General features: G+C 27.1%; 12 protein-coding genes. 3 read left to right on the top strand and 9 right to left on the bottom strand.

Annotation, left to right across the window (positions count from 1 at the left end):
* Positions 1–6: 6 nt before the first annotated feature.
* Positions 7–522, bottom strand: a complete 516-nt coding sequence (locus NSA58_RS00160) for a hypothetical protein (RefSeq protein WP_074079806.1) — start codon at positions 520–522, stop codon at positions 7–9.
* 178 nt (positions 523–700) lie between these two features.
* Between NSA58_RS00160 and NSA58_RS00155 the strand changes: the two genes are divergently transcribed.
* Both NSA58_RS00155 and NSA58_RS00150 read left to right on the top strand, forming a co-directional pair.
* Complete coding sequence (locus NSA58_RS00155; protein ID WP_257559912.1) at positions 701–1,264, top strand: hypothetical protein; 564 nt, start codon at positions 701–703, stop codon at positions 1,262–1,264.
* A 15-nt stretch (positions 1,265–1,279) separates the two neighbouring features.
* Positions 1,280–1,693, top strand: coding sequence for a MarR family winged helix-turn-helix transcriptional regulator (locus NSA58_RS00150; protein WP_257559911.1), 414 nt, complete (start codon positions 1,280–1,282; stop codon positions 1,691–1,693).
* A 560-nt stretch (positions 1,694–2,253) separates the two neighbouring features.
* On the opposite strand, the gene NSA58_RS00145 is transcribed toward NSA58_RS00150, so the two are convergent.
* From NSA58_RS00145 to dcm, 5 genes are all read right to left on the bottom strand, one after another.
* Positions 2,254–2,889, bottom strand: a complete 636-nt coding sequence (locus NSA58_RS00145) for a hypothetical protein (protein ID WP_257559910.1) — start codon at positions 2,887–2,889, stop codon at positions 2,254–2,256.
* A 428-nt stretch (positions 2,890–3,317) separates the two neighbouring features.
* Complete coding sequence (locus NSA58_RS00140; RefSeq protein WP_257559909.1) at positions 3,318–5,654, bottom strand: restriction endonuclease-like protein; 2,337 nt, start codon at positions 5,652–5,654, stop codon at positions 3,318–3,320.
* Complete coding sequence (locus NSA58_RS00135; RefSeq protein ID WP_074079802.1) at positions 5,626–7,623, bottom strand: McrB family protein; 1,998 nt, start codon at positions 7,621–7,623, stop codon at positions 5,626–5,628. The genes NSA58_RS00140 and NSA58_RS00135 overlap by 29 nt, the downstream gene beginning before the upstream one ends.
* Before the next feature lie 22 nt (positions 7,624–7,645).
* Positions 7,646–9,013 (bottom strand): Sau3AI family type II restriction endonuclease, encoded by a 1,368-nt coding sequence (locus tag NSA58_RS00130; RefSeq protein WP_074079801.1) that lies wholly within the window; start codon positions 9,011–9,013, stop codon positions 7,646–7,648.
* A gap of 198 nt (positions 9,014–9,211) precedes the next feature.
* Positions 9,212–10,501 carry a DNA (cytosine-5-)-methyltransferase gene (dcm, locus tag NSA58_RS00125; protein WP_257559908.1) on the bottom strand — a complete coding sequence of 430 codons (1,290 nt, stop codon included), beginning with the start codon at positions 10,499–10,501 and terminating at the stop codon, positions 9,212–9,214.
* A 192-nt stretch (positions 10,502–10,693) separates the two neighbouring features.
* Here dcm and NSA58_RS00120 point away from each other — a divergent pair, with 192 nt between their 5' ends.
* On the top strand, positions 10,694–11,470 hold the full coding sequence (locus NSA58_RS00120; RefSeq protein WP_074079799.1) for a hypothetical protein: 777 nt from the start codon (positions 10,694–10,696) through the stop codon (positions 11,468–11,470).
* Positions 11,471–11,521: 51 nt separating this feature from the next.
* Here NSA58_RS00120 and dptH read toward each other — a convergent pair whose 3' ends face one another.
* The 3 genes from dptH to dptF are packed head-to-tail and all read right to left on the bottom strand — an operon-like array spanning position 11,522 to position 20,476.
* Positions 11,522–16,753 carry a DNA phosphorothioation-dependent restriction protein DptH gene (gene dptH, locus NSA58_RS00115; protein ID WP_257559907.1) on the bottom strand — a complete coding sequence of 1,744 codons (5,232 nt, stop codon included), beginning with the start codon at positions 16,751–16,753 and terminating at the stop codon, positions 11,522–11,524.
* A complete protein-coding gene (gene dptG / locus NSA58_RS00110; RefSeq protein ID WP_074079797.1) occupies positions 16,734–18,116 on the bottom strand; it encodes a DNA phosphorothioation-dependent restriction protein DptG in 1,383 nt (460 codons plus the stop codon). Before dptG ends, dptH begins: the two co-directional genes overlap by 20 nt.
* Positions 18,116–20,476 (bottom strand): DNA phosphorothioation-dependent restriction protein DptF, encoded by a 2,361-nt coding sequence (gene dptF / locus NSA58_RS00105; RefSeq protein WP_257559906.1) that lies wholly within the window; start codon positions 20,474–20,476, stop codon positions 18,116–18,118. Before dptF ends, dptG begins: the two co-directional genes overlap by 1 nt.
* Between the last annotated feature and the right edge of the window lie 176 nt (positions 20,477–20,652).

Below are 20,652 nucleotides of genomic sequence, written 5' to 3'. Positions count from 1 at the left end.
CTAAAACTATTGTGTTGAATATGATTTTTTATAAACTGTTTTCATAGCTCTATCAAATCCATTTAATACAGGAGTAAATGCCCAAAGACCTACTATAAAGTTTGACACTCCATGTACCAAATCAAATATAAACCCATTTATCCAGTAAGAAAGTGCATAGGAATATCCCATTGGTAAGTATATTAATGCAAATAAACCTCCAAACACAAGTCCATATATTCCTAGAAAAATGGCTACATTTATGTCCTTTTTAAGTAAATTTTTTAAAAATCCACAAACAACTGCATATCCACTCCATACAAAAAAGTAACCTATGGTAGCCAGATTAAAGCCCCAAATCATTATATTTAATGTTGAGAATAGTACTGTTATATATATGGTTCTTTTGGTGCCTAATCTTATAGCAAATATAAGTATTAGTAAACTTACTATTTCTATGTTTGGTAAAAAACTTAATATAGCTTGTACTGATTTTAAAAGTGCAGCTAGTAAACCTATAAGTACTATATCTTTTGTATTCATACATCTCTCCTATTCTTGTCATACTCTAATATAATTTTATTAGTCAAGTATTGTCGTGTCAAATAAAAGAGCTTAGGTTTATTATTATAGTTATTAAAAATAAAAACATTAACTACTTGACAATGTCAATTATACAGGTATATAATTGACAATATCAACTATTTAAGGAGTGATTTTTATGAACAAATTAGAAATATTTATAAATGACTTATGTGGAGTATTTGACAACGAAAACCAAATAAATCAAGAGTTAGAATCAGGAAAACAGGTACATCCTAAAGCAAAACATATAAATGGTATTTGTAATAATAAAATAAATAACTTACCAGATGATTTTGATGGATATTTTGTTATTGAGGAAAGTTATTATGAACAAGGAAAGTTTAAAAACATTCTTCCTCATTTATTCTTATTTACATTAAACGAAGATGATGATGTGGTATTAACATCTTATGATATTCCAGAAAATATCTCAAAGGCAGATTTTAGAAATGATAATGAAGATTTAGTTATGGACTATAAAGAACTTAAGGTTTCTTCTAAATTTACACCTATGATATACAAGTATAAAGATGGAGTTTATGAGGGTAGCAGCGTAAGTAACTTCTCTGCTGAAACAGAATTTACGTTAAATGAACGAATTGAAAATGGTAAAATGTATGTAAGTGAAGTGTTTAGAAAAAATGGTAAAATAACTTTTGGTTTCGTTGATCCTATAATCTATGAAAAAAAGAGTATTTAGAAAAGAGGAATATAATTGTCATATAGAATATTAGGTAAATATTTATCAGATTTAAATAGAGATTTTATTAAACACTCCGAAACAAAACTATTGGAATACGGCATAACCCTTAATATGTGGCGATGTATGATGTTAATAGATAACAATAAAAACTGCAATCTAAAAGATATCGCCAGATTATTAAATGTGGATGGAGCCATAGTTACTAGAAATATAAAAAAGCTGGAAGTGCTTAATTATGTTACAAAAATAAAAAGAGATGATGATAATAGATTTTTCAGTCTATGTCTTACAGAGGAAGGCTTGTCCATTCTTAGGTCCATCAATAAATATCAGGATAATTGGTATGATAAGGTAATGAATGGTTTTAAGGAAGAAGAATGTGAAGAGCTGATTGGCCTTCTTAAAAAGCTTTGTGATAATATATAGATTTAACAAAAGTAAGCTAATTACTATTATATATAGAAATTAGCTTATTTTTTAGCATTTTAAAGATATATCACTTCTTTTCATATAAACAAGTAAACAAGAAAACACGTTTTTCCTATGCGCGCGTGCATATAGGCGCATGGGCTTATATATTACCTATTTTTTCATGCTCTATAGGTAATTTCTTGTTTTCTTGTTTAATATAGCCTTGTATACTAGCTATATACTTACTTTTTTGAATAAACAGGTTTATAAACAAGAATTTTCTTGTTTATAAATTTTATCTTCAAATAAAAATTTCGTTGTTGTTTGGGCTAACTTTCCTATTTTTAGCTCCTTCAATGTTTCATCTGATAAGTTTTAGTCAACTATATTATTTGAAGAGTTTCCTGTTGTTGTTCTTTTTTGTCTTCTAGTTTTTCAAATCCCATTTAGGTGATACTTTTCAGTTTGTCTACACTATTTGACACTCTTTCACGTGGCGTAACCAGGAGTGTAATAGTCACTCTCCCATTTTACTCTATTGATTTTTCATATAAAAAATTTAGTTCATTTATAGATTATGCTATTTCTAGTTCAAAATTATTAGAGCTTAATATATAATCTTTATCAAATTCTTTTTGTATAACAATTTTAATGTTTTCATTATTTTTGATTTTTTCTTCTAAAGAAGATCTTAATTCATGATGTTCCATAAAGTTATTTAAACTTATTTTTTTGTCTCCAGATTTATCTTCATAGTTTATGTAGTATTTGTCTAATCTTACATTATAAATTTCTTTCCATTTATCTAAACTCAAAATATATTTGTTATGCTTGGACACTGGATTTACAGTATTTTTACTTGTGTATTCATATTCAACCTTTACGTATATGCCTTCTTTACCTGCCACGATGGATATGCTTGAGGCATAATTTAATTTTTCTACATCCTTTATTTGTATGGTGAAATAATTGCATATCTTGTTTCTATTTTTCCAATTTTGGATCTTATATAGTTGTTTTTTATCTCTATCTTTTAGATATGGTGATATCTGTGAAAATAGGCTTTTCCATAATTCATCATATGCTATTGCTTTTAAATTAGTTATGTTATTGTATCTTTCTTCATCGTAATTATTCTTGTTTTCGTCTGCTATAAAGCTAGTTCCCCCATATTGATCTAAAAACTGAAATACTTCTTTGAATTTGTTCAATTTGAATCTCCTTTTTATATAAAGGTGTGTGTATTTTATAAACACCTTTTAGTTGTTCTTTTTCCCTTTTAAAATGTTGGTATAGTTATTTTATCATAAATTTTCTTATTATAGAAAAGACTACACATTTTGTGTATTCCTTGGATTTTGGAAAAATATTATATTGGGTGAAACTTACTAAAATCTGTTCCTATCTGAATTGGAGACAGAATTAGTAAATATTCTTTGTTTTTTGTGATGTGTACAGATTTATTTTTAGATTTACACTATAGACTATAAAGATAAAGGAGCATTACATTTTTAATATGTAATACTCCTTTAGGTGACAAGTGAACAGGATTTCCTATACACACGCATTTTTTTATTTTTTATTTTCAATAGTGAGTTCTTGTTTATAGATATTATTTTGATTTGATTGACCTTTTTCCTTAATTTCCACTTCCTAAAAATACTTCTAAATCATCAGCATCCACCAACTCATTATTTACCCTAATATCTCTATTATCATAGACCTTTACATAATATTCACCAAGCTTATATCCATCTTCATACTTTTCCAAATTCAAAGATTTCTTCTCACTAACTCTCTTCAAAATCTTATAAACCTCAATCTCTTTCCTACTCTTAATACTTAACTCATGCATATTAGTGGCATTTTTCAGCAGATACAAAGTGGTATACATAACATTTCTAACTCCATACTGAAGTGTAGAAACTCCAGATAGCTTTTCAAAGTTCTCCAACTCAAATCTAATATAAATATGACTTTCTTTGCCTTTGTCACACTCTAACTCTATACAGCTACCTCTCTCATAAGTATAACTTTCTCTAACCTTTGCATAATAATAAATTCCACTTTCCTCACCAAATTTACTCTGTGGTTGATAGAAGGCAAGATACTCTACTCCCAACTTAACCTTTGAAATACTTGTTTTAGGAATATGATAAAATCTATGTTTTCTATAAGTATTCAAATGTTTCTTATCTTTAGTGTTAACAATCATAACATTGCTATTTTTAAATTTATAATAATCTCCTTCTTCATCAAATATTGGGTTATTATTTACAGCTTCAATATAAGATTCTCCTATAATCTTCGCTATATGCTTTTTCATAAGTGATGTTGAACCAGGAAGCATTGGTAGAGCACCTATGTTCACCTTCTCTATACTTTGATAAAATCTGTTCTCTTCAAACTTTTTCTCATCATTACAAGGGAACATAACATAGGCACCAAAAGTACTGTATTTAAAATAATCTTCTTTTTTATTTTCACTAACAATAGAATCTCTGTATCTATGCATAACATTTATATCTTCTTCCATTGGCCCTATTTCACCATTGTTATCTATAAAAATTCTATATTTAGCATCAAATAAATAGACTCTATCCTTTGTTTTATCCCCCTTCAAACAAAGAACTGTATCAGGCCTTTGATTAGTTGTAGGAAGACCATAATAAGCCTTATTGTACCAAAGTTCCAGCTTATTCCCCAGGCAATTTTCATAAATAAATTTTGACTGTTTACTTTGTGCTACAGATAATGTCAAACCATTGGAGTTAACTTGAATTAGTGGTGAATTTTTAGGGGTATATCCCAACTCTTTTATAATAGAATGTATTTTCAAATAACACCAAATCTCATACAAGTTCCACAGCTTCTTGCTACTGATTTCATGTAATCCTTCATATATATCTAAACCTTTGGACAGTAGATTATAATAAAAATAAACTTCCTTATAACCACTAGCCATCTTAAATACAAGTGTCATAGATTTTGTGTTTTTTATATCACTAATATCTCTAAAAAATCCATTGAGATGATTATTTAATTTATGCTCATACTTGGACAAAATCTCATAAGAAACATGACTCTTATCATATTTAGAACCTATACTGTCCTTAGTTTCTCTTACTTTCTTTAAGATTCTTCTTATCATATATTTCACATACTGATTTTCATAAATATCTAAAGTAGTTTTCTTTTTCACTTCCACCACATTTTGTGATTTATTTTTTCTAAGATGTTTTATAGTTTCTTTCACATGTATTCTCTTACTTTTATTTCTATCTTTTAAATTAAACTCATTAAAAACACCATGTTTGGGATGGTTTTCAATTCTTCTAATAGACTTATCCAAATTTTCATAGATAGTATGAAGAATAGCTATAAACTCCACACCAGTTTGTTTTTTCACATCAACAATATTAACTCTAGAAAAAGCCTTATCTAAATAATCAAATACCAAGGACTCAATCTCTTTGTTAATATCATCTAGTATTTCATTGTAATCATTCATATAATCTAGCTTTGTGGGAAAAACTTGTATGGTGAAGGTTAATACATCCTCATTGTTTTTTCTAATAACAAAAGTTGAATAACCTATATCTCCGTTGAACTTAAAAGATCCTGAAGCATTTCTTCCTCTATAAGAAATGTTATCTCTTATTTCCTTACTATGATGATAAACTTCAAACTTATCATTGTTGTTGTTTTCTAAATATATATTATAAATACCATCCTCAAAAAAACTAGGCATCATTTCTTGACTAATATTTTCTTCCAACTCATTAAGACTATTTAATGTAAGAACTTTTAAATCTTCTAAAGTAGTTCTTACTTCAATTTTTCCACTAATATTTTTATTGTTGTTTATGGCATTGTATTTTTTATTTTGACTATTCCCATCAATAAACACAGTAAAATCACTGGTGCTTATTTGCAAAATATCCTTCTTAATACCAGTAGCTTGCATATCCATCATAATTATATCCTTTTAACATATAAACTATCTTCTCAGCACTTTTTCTATATTTAACAGGAGATAACTGTAGATAGTTTTCAGCTTCTTCTATATCAGAATCATTTAAAATATCTTTTTCACAAACAAAATTAAACAGATTTACTAAAACCTCTTTTATAGAGTTTTCACTACCGTTTATGGCTGGTAAAACTTTTTGTATGATTTGATAATCAAATGCAACATCATCGCTTAGAAGATTAGCCTTTTTATTTTCTATCATATAGAATAAAATTTCATCCCTAACTCTATACGCAAACTGCTTTTGAAACTTGCTTAAAATATTGTTAATTTGGATTATTTTCTTATTAATTTCTTTTGCATAGTCTCTGTATTCAAATTCTATATGAGTAGTTTTTAAATAAGTAGATTTTAGAAAATCATTATATACATCAGTCATATTTTCAACTTCTTTGGTCTCATTTTCAAATAAATTTTCTAAGTTTACTTCTGAGAACTCTATTGTATTTGCTCTGTCTAGGACTTTCCTACTAAATTGGAATGTAGTATCGTCCATATTTACAGTTCCTATCAAATAAAGGTTCTCAGGAAGTTTTAGACTATCCTCGTCTTCTATTTCATCGTCATAGATTAGACTATCTGTGACTATAGTTTCTCCAATTAGCTGTCTACTTTCTATAACACTTAAATAATCACTTAGATAATACTCTACTCTTGCTAGATTCATCTCATCTAGGCAAACAAAGTAAGGCTTGTCCAAATTTTCTGAGGCATCTTCTATGATTTGTGTTAGCTTTCCTTTTATGAACTTGCTTTCCAGGTCTTTGTAACCTATTAAATCTGTACTGTCGTTCCAATCTGGGCGAACACTTATCATGTTGAATTGGTTGTTTTCTCTAGTAGCTCCTAGTGCTTGAGCAAAGAGTCTTGCTATTTTCGATTTTCCTGTTCCACTTATTCCTGCTAGTATTACGAAAGGTTTTGTTTTTAGTGATAAATATAGGTTGGAGATTAGGGTGTAATCGTATTCGTATCCTTGGCTAGTTATATAGCTGTGGATGTGATTTATTACTTCTTCTTGAGATTTATTTGTTATCTCCTTCTCTTTCACTATATCTTTAACACCTTTATTGAAGTATTTATTTTCTAAAAATTCTACTGCTTCTTTAAATTCTTTTACAAAGTTTGAGTCTGTTACATATTGAGCTATTTCATCACATAATCTGTAAGTTTCATTAACTTCATCTAATATAAAATATTGTTCTGGTAAATACTTCATAGCTGTTTGTTTTATTCTGTTTATATATTTGCTTTTGTTCCACGACTCTAAATCATCTATATCACTTAAATCTGCTCTATGCCTTGGTATAGAGTAGTATTTTTTTAGTGAGTTGAAAATTTCATCATAAGTTAGATTACTTTTCATTTTGTCTATATCTAAAAAGCATGATAATAGGGCTATTTTGTAACTACGATTTGTTATTTGTTTTTTTATTATATCTATAAAATCTAAAGAATAGTTTTTATTATGTAAAACTTTACTCTCTTCTACCTCGTTAATTTTATACCCTAAATCTAATGAATTAAGGTACTCAACAAATATAGGAAAATTTTTATATTCCCACTCTGTCCATACTCCAATCTCAATATTTTCATTTTTTTCATTCTTACATACTATAAAGTTTGTATCTTTAGTTGGCAAATAACTTCTCTGTCTAGATTTACTATTTCCCATATTATCTTGTTCTGATTTATCTCTATAGCTAGATATATTTTCTTTTTTCTTTATTATTTCTTTTGTCTTGAAACTTAAATTTTTGACATTATTAAATAACCTTTCTAATTCTTCATACTTAAAATCTCTTTTTTCTACCATATGTTTAATAATATTATATGCAACAGAATTTTTAGGTAAATTACTAAAAACTATTTCCTTATTGTATAAAATCTTAAATCTATCTGATTTGGGCATTATATCTACTCCTAATTCATGTTTAGTTATTTACTATACTCAAAATATATTCTCGATCTAACCAAAAACACTTTTTGACTAATTTTCTCCCATCTGGTAATTCATATGTATCTTCACTATCTCTAGCATGAGGCCTTGTATGGCACACACAATTAAACTTAGGTCCAGGTAAGTTATCAAATGCTCGACTTCCCTTTATTTCTATCTGAACTCCTTCTTTTATAACTCTAACCGTTTCTTCCCAAGTATCCTTAACATATCTATCCAAAATACTTACTGGCATATTCCACAATTTAATTTTATCCAATCTAAGAACATCATCTTCATCGTATCTAAACACAACAAATAAATACTTCTGTTCTTCAAATAAATTTCTCAAACTAGAGTTTTCCCAATCTTCTTCTATAATTTCTTTATATTTAAATGTAGGAAAAGACATATGTTCTTTAATCTTTCCATTTTTCTCTATTCTAATAGTTTTAAATTTAATATTAGCTTTAGAAAATTCCTCTATCTTACTTAAATCATTAGTAGTTAACCCAAGTATTCTACTTACAAGCATCTGAACATAATTTTTAGCTAATTTACTTTTTCCATTATAAATATCTATTCCTAAATCATCACCTATTTCATAAACACTTTTTCCGTAAAATACTTTAAATTTACTCTCTAATAATTGCTCAATTGTCATATTAGTACCTTTTAAGATACTCACAACTTCCTCATCTTCAACTCCTAACCTTTTTCTAATCAAAGATGTCATATATGAAGATTTCAAAGAAAATGCTCTTTGCATTGCTAGTTCTTTTGAAAAAGGTTGCTTTCTAACTGAGTTTTTATTAGCACCTTTAGGACAAGCTGCCAAATAGCTTGTATCACCTTCTGACAACTCATGTGCTTTTCCTTCTTTAATCTTATTGATTATAGTTTTCCAGTCATCTTTTATAACAACTAAATCTTCTTCTGAAAATTCATGGAGCATTATATCCTTTACAACGAAATCTTTTTTCTCTAACCCTTTTTTCCACTGATAGAATACTAGTAAAAGTTTATTATTCTTCTCCCAAAATGAACTTTCATAAAAATCCTTTTGGTGCTCTTCCATGTAATTTATAATATTTAAAACTAATCTTTCTTTAGCTGATATTGTCTTATTTTGATTCACTTTAAAAGGTGTAACTTTTAATTCTACACCTACATGAGAAAAATCAGCCTCAGCTCTAGAGTTTATATCATATCCAAAGTAGCTTTCTTCTACTATTTGACCTAGATTACCTTTTCCTTTACCTTCTCCTAATCTTTCATATCTATCTATTTCACCAAACTTTTTGCCTATCAATCCATGTGCATATTCCATAATTGAATCTATAGATTTTTCATTATAATTCAACTTATAAATCCCCCATATTAATTGTATTTTTCAATAGTAAACTAAAATTATTTACACCTTCATTAAAGTGTTAATTCATTAAATTTCAACATTTTTATACTTTTATAAAATCTAATAATATTATAGCATTATATAACTATAAAAATTTTTTCTTCTAACAAAAAAGGCATATGATTCAAATCATATACCTTTTACTATTTATTTAGTTATAGCAACTTCATCACTATCAACATCATTATTTTCATTTTCTACGATTTCTTTAATATAATTACCCATCTTTGTAACCAATCCAACAACTAAAGCATTCCCCATACAGAAGTATCTAAATTTCTGTGGCATACCTGAGTTAGTCCAATTATCCTCAAATCCATTTATTCTTTCAGCTTCCATAGGAGTTAATAATCTTAGTCTTCCTGTTTGTGGATCTTCAACAACATGGCTACTTCTATTTACCGATGATTCACTTGTAAGCATAGTTCTTGCAGGTCTATCAATTGGATCTGGGAAAGATAGTGGTCCTTCACTAAATACATACTTATGACCTGTTTTACTTGTTCTTTCTATTTTTTTAGCACCTTTAAGATATTTCCACTTTTCTAATTTTTCTTTATCACCATCTAAGTAGAATTTTTCATCTACATCTGTTTCTAGTAAATCTCTTAATAAAGTAAATTTACCATCATACAAAGGTGTTGTCTGTTCAGTATAAATTCTTCCATTTGTCATAATACCTGAGTTTCTAAAGTCCATCTTGAAAGTATCTGAAACATCTACTATATCCTCATATTCCATTACACATTCTTCACTATCAACTTTTTTACTTTCTATTGTAAAACTCATCTGCCCATTATCATCTGATAAATGGTTTGATACTATTGGAAATTGTTTAACAAAAAATCCTTCTTCATGTATCCAGTTTCTAAGATTTTTTTCATCTATTTTATTAGAATACCTTGTATCATTTCTAAATGCAAAAATAAATACTCTTCTTCTTCTTTGACCAAATCCATATTCAGCTGCATTAATTACTCTCCATTCAACTGAATACCCTAAGTCATTTAAACAGGCAAGCATTACCCCAAAATCTCTACCTCTCTGCTTAGAAGGAGATTTTAATAGCCTATCCACATTTTCAAGTAATACAAATCTAGGTTGTTTTGTCTTTAATATTTCTCTTATTTGCCACCATAAAACACCCTTAACCCCTTGTATTCCTTTAGCACCAGTTCTTGCAACTGAATAATCTTGACAAGGAAATCCACCAACTAATAAATCGTGGTCTGGTATTTCTTTTTTGTCTACTTCTCCAATATCTATATTAACATGATTTTCTTTTCCAAAATGACTTACATAACAATCATAAGCATGTTGTGATTTTTTTCCCGGTTCCCATTGATTTGCCCATACAAATTTATAATCATTTGATGACTTTTCTAAACCTAATCTGAATCCGCCAACTCCAGCGAATAGTTCACATACTCTTATCATTTTCTGCCTCCTTTGTATGAGTTTTATTTTATCATTATACTACAAATTTTAACCTTTGAAAAGATCAAACTTTCATTTATTATAGTTATTATTTGTGATTTTTGTAAATTATATATAATAAAAGTGTTGATACATTATACTTTATCCTATTATAATTTTATTAAAATTAAATTTAATAAAGAGGTGAAGTTTTTGTCATACTTTTGGATAGAAAGCGATGAAGAAAGTAAACAATGGTTATCTAATTCATCAGCTAATATATTTGTTAGCAATGAATATTTCTTCAATAATTCAAATATAATTTTGGGCCAAGACCCTGATTTTAGTCCTTTGTTCAAGTCATATCTATCTAGCAACATAACTATCAAACCTACCATAAGAAAAAAGTCAACTAAACATTATAAAGGAATAGATATTACTGAATTAAATAAATCATTAAGAGTTTTATTATCACAAGATCAACAAATTTTATTTGAAGTTTACAATAAAGATGGAGTTTTCTATACTTCAAATTCAAAGAGTGGTTTTGACTTTGCTTATTTAGATAAAACTTACAATCTTATTCAACTTTGGAATTTATGCTTTGGTAGAAGGGGTTTATATAACGGACAAGAACATTGGAATAAATCTCTAAAAGATAATAATTTCATAAAAATAGAAGAGGATAGTTTTGATTTTTCATCATTTGAAGTAGGTAATGATAAAAGATTTACTAAAAGTAGTCTTACCATTTTAGGCGAGTTACAATTCGGTAACTGGGGACTTGCTTATAGAGATTTGTTTAAACTGTTACAAGCCGATATTAACTCTGGTGTTGATTTATTTGTATATGTAACTGCACATAATAATTTATTATCTTATGCCAGTGATAATATTGTTTCTTATGAAGATACAATTAAAATTCTTAACGAATTTTCTAATTTAATAAAAATACCTATTTGGGTTATAGGATTAGATATTGAAGTATAAACATAAAAAAAGATGATACTATAAAATTATTGTATCATCTTTTTTTATCTATTATCTTTCTATTCTCTCTTCCAAAGAACTTATCCTAATCTTAATGGGTACAGCAGGGTACAACTTATCTTCATCACACATCATCGATCCATAAGTAATACAAGTCCCCTTTTCAAGACCAATCAACCTCTTAGTCCATTCTTTCTTATCATCATTACTCTCAGCAAAAACACTAGCAACTACAGGTGCTTCTTCCTCTGTCTGAGCAAAATAAACCTTCTGTGCAGCGTTTTGTAGTCCACTAATAGTTGCCTTATCCATTTGCCCTTTTAGAAACTGAGTAGAAAACCAAGCTGACCATCCAAACTTTCTCCCTTCTAATAAAATCTTTTTACAAGGTGAGTTATCTCCAAAGTTTAGGTTTTGGCATTCATCTAATACTACGGTAAATGGATTATCTTTGTTTCCATTATTTAATTTATAATTCCATAAATCCCAAAGTATCATTTCCGTAATGATTCTCTGTACATCTTTCGTAAATCCAGTCAACTGAATTATAAATAGCTTTCCATCACCTTTATCTAAGTCTCCCCATCCAAAATCTTTATTCTCTTCAAATGGATTTTTATCTATTAATAAACTTAGCTGTGATAAAGTTGTTTGAGCATATGAAGACTTATCCTCTGCTAATTCTTGTCTAAAACTTCTTAAATCTAATGAGCCATTGTTTTTTTCTAATCCTCTTATAACAGCTTGATATACTGAGTTCAACTGTTGTATTCCTAAGTCTTTATATACAGAACCAATGACTGACTTAAATCTTTCTGCCACATCTACATAGTCTTCATCAATATAAAAATCTTCATCCAATTCTTTTCTTCCTTTTTTAAATGGATTAAGAGGGAATTTATCCTTAGCTACAATAAATTGCTTTAAGTTATCTCCTAGATATTCCTTAAACTCTGGCTCTAACTGTGAGGTTTTGAACCCATCAGTATAATCTATTATTACAGCTGGCACTCCTGATTCAACTAACTCTTTTAAAGCACATTGTATAAAGTAAGTTTTACCATTCCCTGATTTACCGGTTATAAGCATATGTCTGTTTGCTAATTTTTTGTGATTATATTCCCAGTATACTTTCTTACTAGAACCTTCAGCTTCTCCTAATAGTATCCTCACATCTTTTTTTTCTGGTTTACTTATACTTGATATAACTTCTACTTCATCTATAATTTCAACTGGTGTAGTTACTATTGAAGTTTCATATTTATCCTCTTTTACACGCGTTTGTGTTGATATTGACTCATATTCTGTATTTATATCTTCATATTTTTCAGCAACTATAGCTGCCAAACCATCACCATCATCAACGTCTTCTGATGTAGGAGCTATTTTTTTATAAACCATCTCACTATAATCATCTAATTTATAATTAGTAAGTAAATCACTTTGCTTGATATCTTGATTTCCACTTAGAATTTCTCTACTAAGCTGTTCAACTGATTTTGTCATTCCTTCATAGGCATCATCTTCAGTTAATTCTATAAATAATACATCATTTACTTTATTTATACTTCTATAATAGTTATCTTTCTTAAATGAAATTAAAGCGCCTTTTCCAATTAATGATTCTAACTCAAATGATACTTCATAATCATCGTTTAAAAGTAACCTTTTGAATTTCATAATTCTTTCTAGATGTTTTTCTGGCCAAATATTATTTGTGCATAACTTTTCAGCATTAGTTATCAATAACTTAGAGAAGAAGTTTCTAAAGAATTTATTTTTAAATACTTTCCTATCTCCATCATAATGTTGAGATAATTGATCTTTTAGTAATTCATAGGTTTTATTTATTTGAATTTTACCTTTATCAATTACTGATGAAAAGTTATATCCAACCTTAACTTCTATTGGATAGTAATATAGCTTTAAGTTATCTTTATCGCTTATATTAACTCCAATAAATATTAAATCATCACTATGAACTCCCTTTTCTTTCAGGTTTTTCAAAGTAAATATTCCTTCACTTTTGTTAAGTTTTACCGCATTAGATACTCTTAGTATTTCTTCTGATGAAACAGGTATCCAGATTATATCCTCATGATTTAGTAATGTCATACCATATTTTAGAGCTGAAATAATGCTTAATTTTTCTCTATCATATTCACTTTTATTTGCAATAAGATTAAGTAACCACTCACCATTAATACTATTAAAGCTTTTTATAACATGATTTATTTTTTCATCTGGTATATCTATATTTTTTCTATTTAAAAATTCTTTTATAATATACTTATATTGCTCTGATTTATTTGTTACAGTTATCGTATCATATTGCTCTGTTGAAGTATATTGATCACTGTAATGTATAATAATCAGATTATGATTATTACTTTCTTTAAAATATTCTAATCCAAAGTTTGGCTCTATAAAAGTAACCCAGTGAGAAGAATTATACAGTTTTTCCTTAGTATCTTCTGACAATACCAAAGGCCTTGTAACTATAGAAGTTTCTTTTATATAAGGATTTACTCCACCGTTATGACAGTTAACTGCAAATTCATTTAAATTACTTGCTGTTCTAATCAAATTATTATTAACATTTATTCTGTTTTTGCTACCAAAGCCAATTCTATAGTCATTTTCATTGTTGTTAGAAGTAACTGTTGATAGTAAACCATCAATAGATAATCCTGATTCCAATGAGTTAGTATTATCTGTAGCGTTTTTATCATCAAATCCTGATTTATAGAAAGATATATGAGCATACTTATAATTACTATCGTTTTGCTTATAGCATTTGATATTTTCATATGCTATTCTCATAACATCTGTCTTGTCTAAGTCATTATTTTTTATTTCAAAATCTACATCAAATTCTTCTTCAATTTTCTCTACAGAAGATGCTTGGAAGAAGTTCTCAAAATATGTATTTCCATTGCCATTGTAAATACTAACTTCTATAGGAATAATATTGTACGGATCTTTCACTATTTGCTTTCTAATATACTCAAATACCCCCTTAACTACTTCCTTGTCATTCACTATATTTATTACATTTATCTGTATAGGTGAATTACATTTTTTTATGAATAAATATTTAAAATTAGATATAAATTGATTAATTTTCTCTTCAACAACCTTTGCAACAAATGCATTTGTCTCTCCTAAAGATACCTGCTCTTTCTTTTCATATATAAGCCACTCTATGTTATCCTTTTGATAAATTGGTGTAAATAGCTCGTTGTTGTCATTATAAATATATGGCAGCAAGTTATTAGGAATTAATCTTTCTAATATGTGAGAATCCACATTTTCACAATCTAGTTGACTATATAATTCAAGCATATAAGCTATATTTAATGGTGCAAAAGGTGTAAACATTACCTTATATTCATTTTCTATCGTTCCTAATTTCAAAAGATTTTTCTTCAAATCTAAACTTGATAAAATATCTTTTTCATTAATACTTTCTATTTCCTTATTATAGATTTCTAGATAATTCTTATAAAGATTTATGATTTCCTCATCTAAATAATGTAAACTTGGAATATTGTTATTAGATTTATAATAATTCAGTATATTCATATAAGCATTTGTTAATTCTTCACTAAAACTTATATCTATCTTATTTATTTCATCTATAGTATCTATACCATACATTATTTCTTTATCAATTATTTCTTTTTCTTTATTAAAAGGAATTTTTAGTTTTTCTTCTAAATAATACTCGCTTGTATGTTGGCTAATTATATTTTTAATCCATCTAAAACTTTCTTTTCTTTCTCTTTTCCTTTTTAAAATATTTACAGAAGTAATATTTTTACCTCTTAGTCCTTCTTCTTTTATTTCTATAGGCACTTGCCCTTTGTCTGACTTTAAGATGAATTTTAGGGAATCATCATCCCATGCAGCAGATTCACTTGATATTTTTATAGTTTCATCTGGATTTATAGAAACTATATCATCTTTATTGTCAACTACTGTTTCTATTTCTTTTCCACCTTCACCAAATATAATATTTGAATCATCAACATTTATAACTAATCTGTTTTTTCCACCAGAGCCTGAAGCTATAGAATATCTAGTTTTTATAGTATTTAACACACTTTCCTCTATATTAAGTATTGCTATATTAAAATCATACTTGGATTTAGACTGGTTCTTATGTTTATAAGTTACTTTTTGGAATATTGGTTTGTTATTTTTTATAGGTAACTTTATAGTCATTTTTTTTCTCGATACAGTCATATAAGTTTTACTTTTATCTGTAATAAACTCTTTTGCTAAATCTTCATCAAATTTAAACTCTAAAGTTGTTTCATCATGATTACCATCATTAAATACTATTATCTGCTTATTTCTTTTACCAGCTGCTGTATCTGATTTATTACGCTCCCAGTATACTAAACCTTCCACAGTCTTTTTATTACTGTTTTCTATATACTCTAAAGGCTTATTTTCCTTATTTTTTTCAAATGATCTTTTTACATCTGTAAAATCTGTATCTTTCCAATCTTCTTTTTCTAATTTGCTAACACCTTTATCATCAAATAATTTTTCTAACTGTGCTTTTCTATCATTATATTCTTGATATCCTTCTACCTTTGAATATAATTCATTATTTTCTTTCAGTCTACTTTGCATAGCTTTCGAATTTAAATTTTCTAAACCACTATCCTTAAATAATCCTATCTCACTATAATCTTTATCTTCTATACAATTCTTACCTATAATTGATAATATTTCTTTATAGTCCAATAGAGATGTATTATAAGAATCTTCTAGTTTCTGTTTATTGTAAAACTTAACAACTTCTCTATCTACTTTACTTAATTTAGATTTAGTTATTTCATTATTTAAATTTGAAGATATATATTTGACGCTTAAAGGCATTCCTTCAAGCCTTAGATCATAACACCCATCTTTTATACTATCTATGACGTCTTCACATAATATTAAAAGAGTTTTATTTTTCCAAACACCTTCTTGCTCTTGGCATACATTTCTCATAGTTACCAAATATGAATTAGTGACATCTATAGTTGATGTTACTACCAATGATGTTTCTCCTATATTTATAGAAAAAGTTTTATACTCTCCACCTGAATTATGTTGATATACAAAAGGCTCAGCATTTTTAAATTCCATTAAAGTATTATAAAACTCATTAACTTGTTCTTTTTCATCTAATTGTATATAAAATCTATCTCCCGGTTTAATCGAACTTTCTCTTAGAAATTCAATTAGTCTATCGGACAAATATTTATAAAATTGCTTTGACATATTGAGCATCCCCACTATCACTTTTTTTATCTATTAAATTTAACTTACCTAATAATTCTTCAACTAATTCTTTTGAATATTTGTCTAGGAATAATCCTCTTTTTTCATATTCTTTATATAAGGCATTTAATGTTATCTTGTTTTCTTTTATACAAACTGCTGTTAATAATAAAATCATTTCTTGAGTCATATTAAGCATGTAGCCATAATAACCACCTCTATTTTTTAAGAAATAACATTTACCTATTTCTTCAATAAATAGAGCATATCTACTTATTGTTGCTTGATCTATTTTTCTTTGTAGCGATTTTTCAAGTTCATCTACTAATATATTGAAATCTAATTCTAACTCAATAGATTCTTGAGCATAGTGTTCTTTGTATTCATAAATCCACTCTCTCATAGTTTCCAGGTAATTTATTTTTTCTTCATTTTGAGAATTGTTATATATATCTATAATTTCATTTAAACTCTTCCCTTCTACATTAAATAAGAAGTTTAAATGTTCCACTATATTTATATTTATCAACAGATTTTTACATTCTGATTTTATATATTTGTATCCTCTAACTACACTACGTCTGTTTTTGCTTGAACTTTCCCAGTCTAAAAGATAATATAATTCTTCTGGTTTACTAAAGTCAGCTTTTTCTTTTTTATTCAACTTTATACATAGTTGAGTTATATAATAAAAATAATAATAAGATACGAGATTTTGAAAATTCTTCAAAAAATATTCTTTATGTTCACTTAGAAATTCAAAATCCTCTTTTGCAATATTACTAATAAAATTTAACTTGTTGAAATATTTCCTCTTCTCTTGCGGCTTGCTATCTATATCTTCTAAACCTTCTAATTTGCGTAATATAAGCTTAGTTATAACATCATTTTTATCATGTCCTCTAAATGAAGAGCTTATTTTTCCATTGTTATAGAAAAATAAATCATATAAAAATTTAGCTATTTTCTCTTCACCTTTACTTTCTTGTCCATTAGTTAATTGTATATAATTTAAAAGTTTCGGATGAAAAATATTGATATTACCATCTTTATCTATTAAGTTATCTTTTATTAATTCTTTTAAATATTTTCTGTCCTCTTCACTTTTACATTGAACTTTTAATACTATCTCATCTATATTTTCTTCCAAGTTAAATTCTTTAACTAGCTCTTTATTATTTATCAGCCTAACTAATTCCCCCGTAACACCAGAAAACTTTCTTTTAAACTTTGGTCTTTCTGGATTTCTAGTTCCAAATGGCAGAAATGGTGCTACTTTATTTATTGTATGTTTACCAGGATTAGTTTTATCTGTTATATTCATAGAGTGCTTTAATTTATTAATATTTTCTTGGTAAATCATTACTCAGCCAACCTTTCAAAAACAAATTCTTCATCTCCAAAGTTATCTTCATATCTTAAAATAAATTGTCTATTATCTCTCTTATCTTCAACTAATAATTCTTCTTCCATATTTCCATTAGATAAAAGCTTATCAATAAATTCTACGAAAATAATTGCTTCCTCTTTATCATTTTTACTAGTACAATATCCTTCGTTTATTTCAACTATTTTATTATAAAGTTGATAATCTAACTCTAAAGTACTTACTTCTTTAGTAAAAGTAGCTTCAAATCCTAAAGTTAAACTCCTTTTAAATCTTTCTAATTTTATTTTGTCATCTTTTAGGCAACTTCCTAATTTATTAGGCTTAAACTCAACTTCTTCTGCCACTTTAAAGTTAGATAGATTTTTATTTAGATAAATATATTTATTCTTCGGTGAACCATTCCAATTATAAATTGCCTTTCTTACTTCATCAAAGATTGATTTATATCCACTAACTTCACCTTTATTATAGTAATATAAATATTTCATAAAAGATTTATATGAGCTATCTTCAAAAATATATAGTATATCTTCTTTTCCACATAATCTTAATAGCCTTATAATAACTTCTATAACTTCTTCTTTCTCATTTGGTGATAAATCATTTAGGTTTACTGTATCACCTAAAATTTCCTCTATCATAAAATACATTTCTTCATCAAAGTATTGTTTAAGTATAGGCCTTATATCAGTTGCAATATTCAATTGAATTAATAACTGATCTAAATTTCTATGTCTTATTTTGATTGGATCTTCTTTACTTGTAATTTTAAGCAATTCTCCCCTTTTATTTGAATTGAATATTAAATTAGGCAATAAGTTATTTATCTCTTGTAAGATACTTATAATATTTGTATTGTCTTCTTCCACAATAGGAGGTATCAATATTTCATATATAAAGTTTAGTAACTCCCTTGTTCCTAGTATTTTTTTATGCTTAACCAATGAAGTTACAAGTAAATCTGTTATTTTTTTTGTAACTCCTGGCTTAGATAATATTTCATAATTTATTATAAAAGGATTTATTATACCTTCTTTTTTATCTTTTAGATAAGATTGATAAAAAGGATTATCTTCTGATTTTTTAACTATCTTATTCAATAACTCTTCTATATAAAAAGATTCCGCTCCATTTTCAGTTAGTTCATAAATATTGTAATCACCAAAACTAACTAATTTAAAGTGTTCACTTCCATGACTATTACTAATTCCCTCTTGGTTAAATATATTACTATTATCTATAAATTCTTTAAATTTTGTATACTCTACTTTAGCAAAATCTTCTTCTAAGAAATTGTTTAATACACCTAAATTTATTGCTAGTATAAGTTTTTTATTAGAAGTATCTATATTCTCATCACTAAAACCACTTAGTACTTTTTGTAAAGTTTCAATAGCTGTAAGTTTTGGATCATGACTTTCTGTAGCATCATTATGAATATAAAACTCTTGTAATAAGCCTTTATACTCTTCATTAAGATATGATAATAAATGTGATTTCCCATCTCCAACACTTCCACAAAGTAATATTAGCTGACTGCCTTTACTTTGTTGAGCTTCTTCTATCATTTCTACTAACTCTTCTTGTATTGATCTTTTCACATGAATATATTTTTTAAAAGGATTTAAACCTTTGTAAGATTCTACACCTTCTTTTGACTTTGATGATAATTTTGATATTTCATGTAATAAATAACTACCTTTCAATTTAGAATAGTTATAGTTTATCTTTAATTTATTTTCAGTCTCTGTTTGTTCAATAACTTCTTTTATATCTTCATCATTACTTTCTACCTCATAATTATTCATTAAATTTTCTACATTATTTATATGTATATTTTTATTTAAAAGCTCACTTAGTTTTTCTTCCACTAGATTATTTACATCTACCATAGAAATAGAATCCGATTTAGCATTTATTGATGGTGCAATATAAAGAGGTATTTCAATATTAGCATCTCCATAACACTCTATATACCATTTAATAATCTTATAAATTTTCTTGTGAACTTTAGCAGCATACTCTACATCATTATGAGTTCCATCATGAATTGCCTTATTACCTATAATTCTTATATTATTAAAATCGCTATATATCTGATAATCTAAAATTCCATCCTTATAAAGTATCTTCATTCTTTCATATTGATTTAAAGTAATTAGATATACTTGTCCTTCTATTTCACATACTTTTGCCAGTAGCTTTTCTGCGAACTGTCTACCATGCATAACTGCTGAACTTGGACTTTCAAAGAAATCCTTTTCAATTTGGTATCCTAATTCTGCAAGATTTTTATCACTATCTAGTAAAACATCAAAAATACTCCCACTCATATTAATCCTTTCCTTTATTGAAACATATTATATTTCTTTATCTTATCTGTTAATTATAACAATTTCGCTGTTGATTTAATATATTCTAACATTAATTCATTTATATCTACATAATATTACGCAACTTAAGTTAAAAATCGCAGACAATTCTGTCTACGATTTAAGTATTTCTATTA

Origin of the sequence: Terrisporobacter muris, from assembly GCF_024621905.1 — a bacterium.
Taxonomy (GTDB): Bacteria; Bacillota; Clostridia; order Peptostreptococcales; family Peptostreptococcaceae; genus Terrisporobacter; species Terrisporobacter muris.
This window is presented reverse-complemented; position numbering and strand designations above follow the sequence as displayed.

What these genes read in the sequence shown, in the direction of transcription:
- dptH (WP_257559907.1), bottom strand. Translation starts at nt 16,753, where the DNA reads ATGTCAAAGCAATTTTATAAATATTTGTCCGATAGACTAATTGAATTT.
- dptF (WP_257559906.1), bottom strand. Translation starts at nt 20,476, where the DNA reads ATGAGTGGGAGTATTTTTGATGTTTTACTAGATAGTGATAAAAATCTT.
- NSA58_RS00160 (WP_074079806.1), bottom strand. Translation starts at nt 522, where the DNA reads ATGAATACAAAAGATATAGTACTTATAGGTTTACTAGCTGCACTTTTA.
- NSA58_RS00135 (WP_074079802.1), bottom strand. Translation starts at nt 7,623, where the DNA reads ATGCCCAAATCAGATAGATTTAAGATTTTATACAATAAGGAAATAGTT.
- dcm (WP_257559908.1), bottom strand. Translation starts at nt 10,501, where the DNA reads ATGATAAGAGTATGTGAACTATTCGCTGGAGTTGGCGGATTCAGATTA.
- NSA58_RS00140 (WP_257559909.1), bottom strand. Translation starts at nt 5,654, where the DNA reads ATGATGGATATGCAAGCTACTGGTATTAAGAAGGATATTTTGCAAATA.
- NSA58_RS00155 (WP_257559912.1), top strand. Translation starts at nt 701, where the DNA reads ATGAACAAATTAGAAATATTTATAAATGACTTATGTGGAGTATTTGAC.
- dptG (WP_074079797.1), bottom strand. Translation starts at nt 18,116, where the DNA reads ATGATTTACCAAGAAAATATTAATAAATTAAAGCACTCTATGAATATA.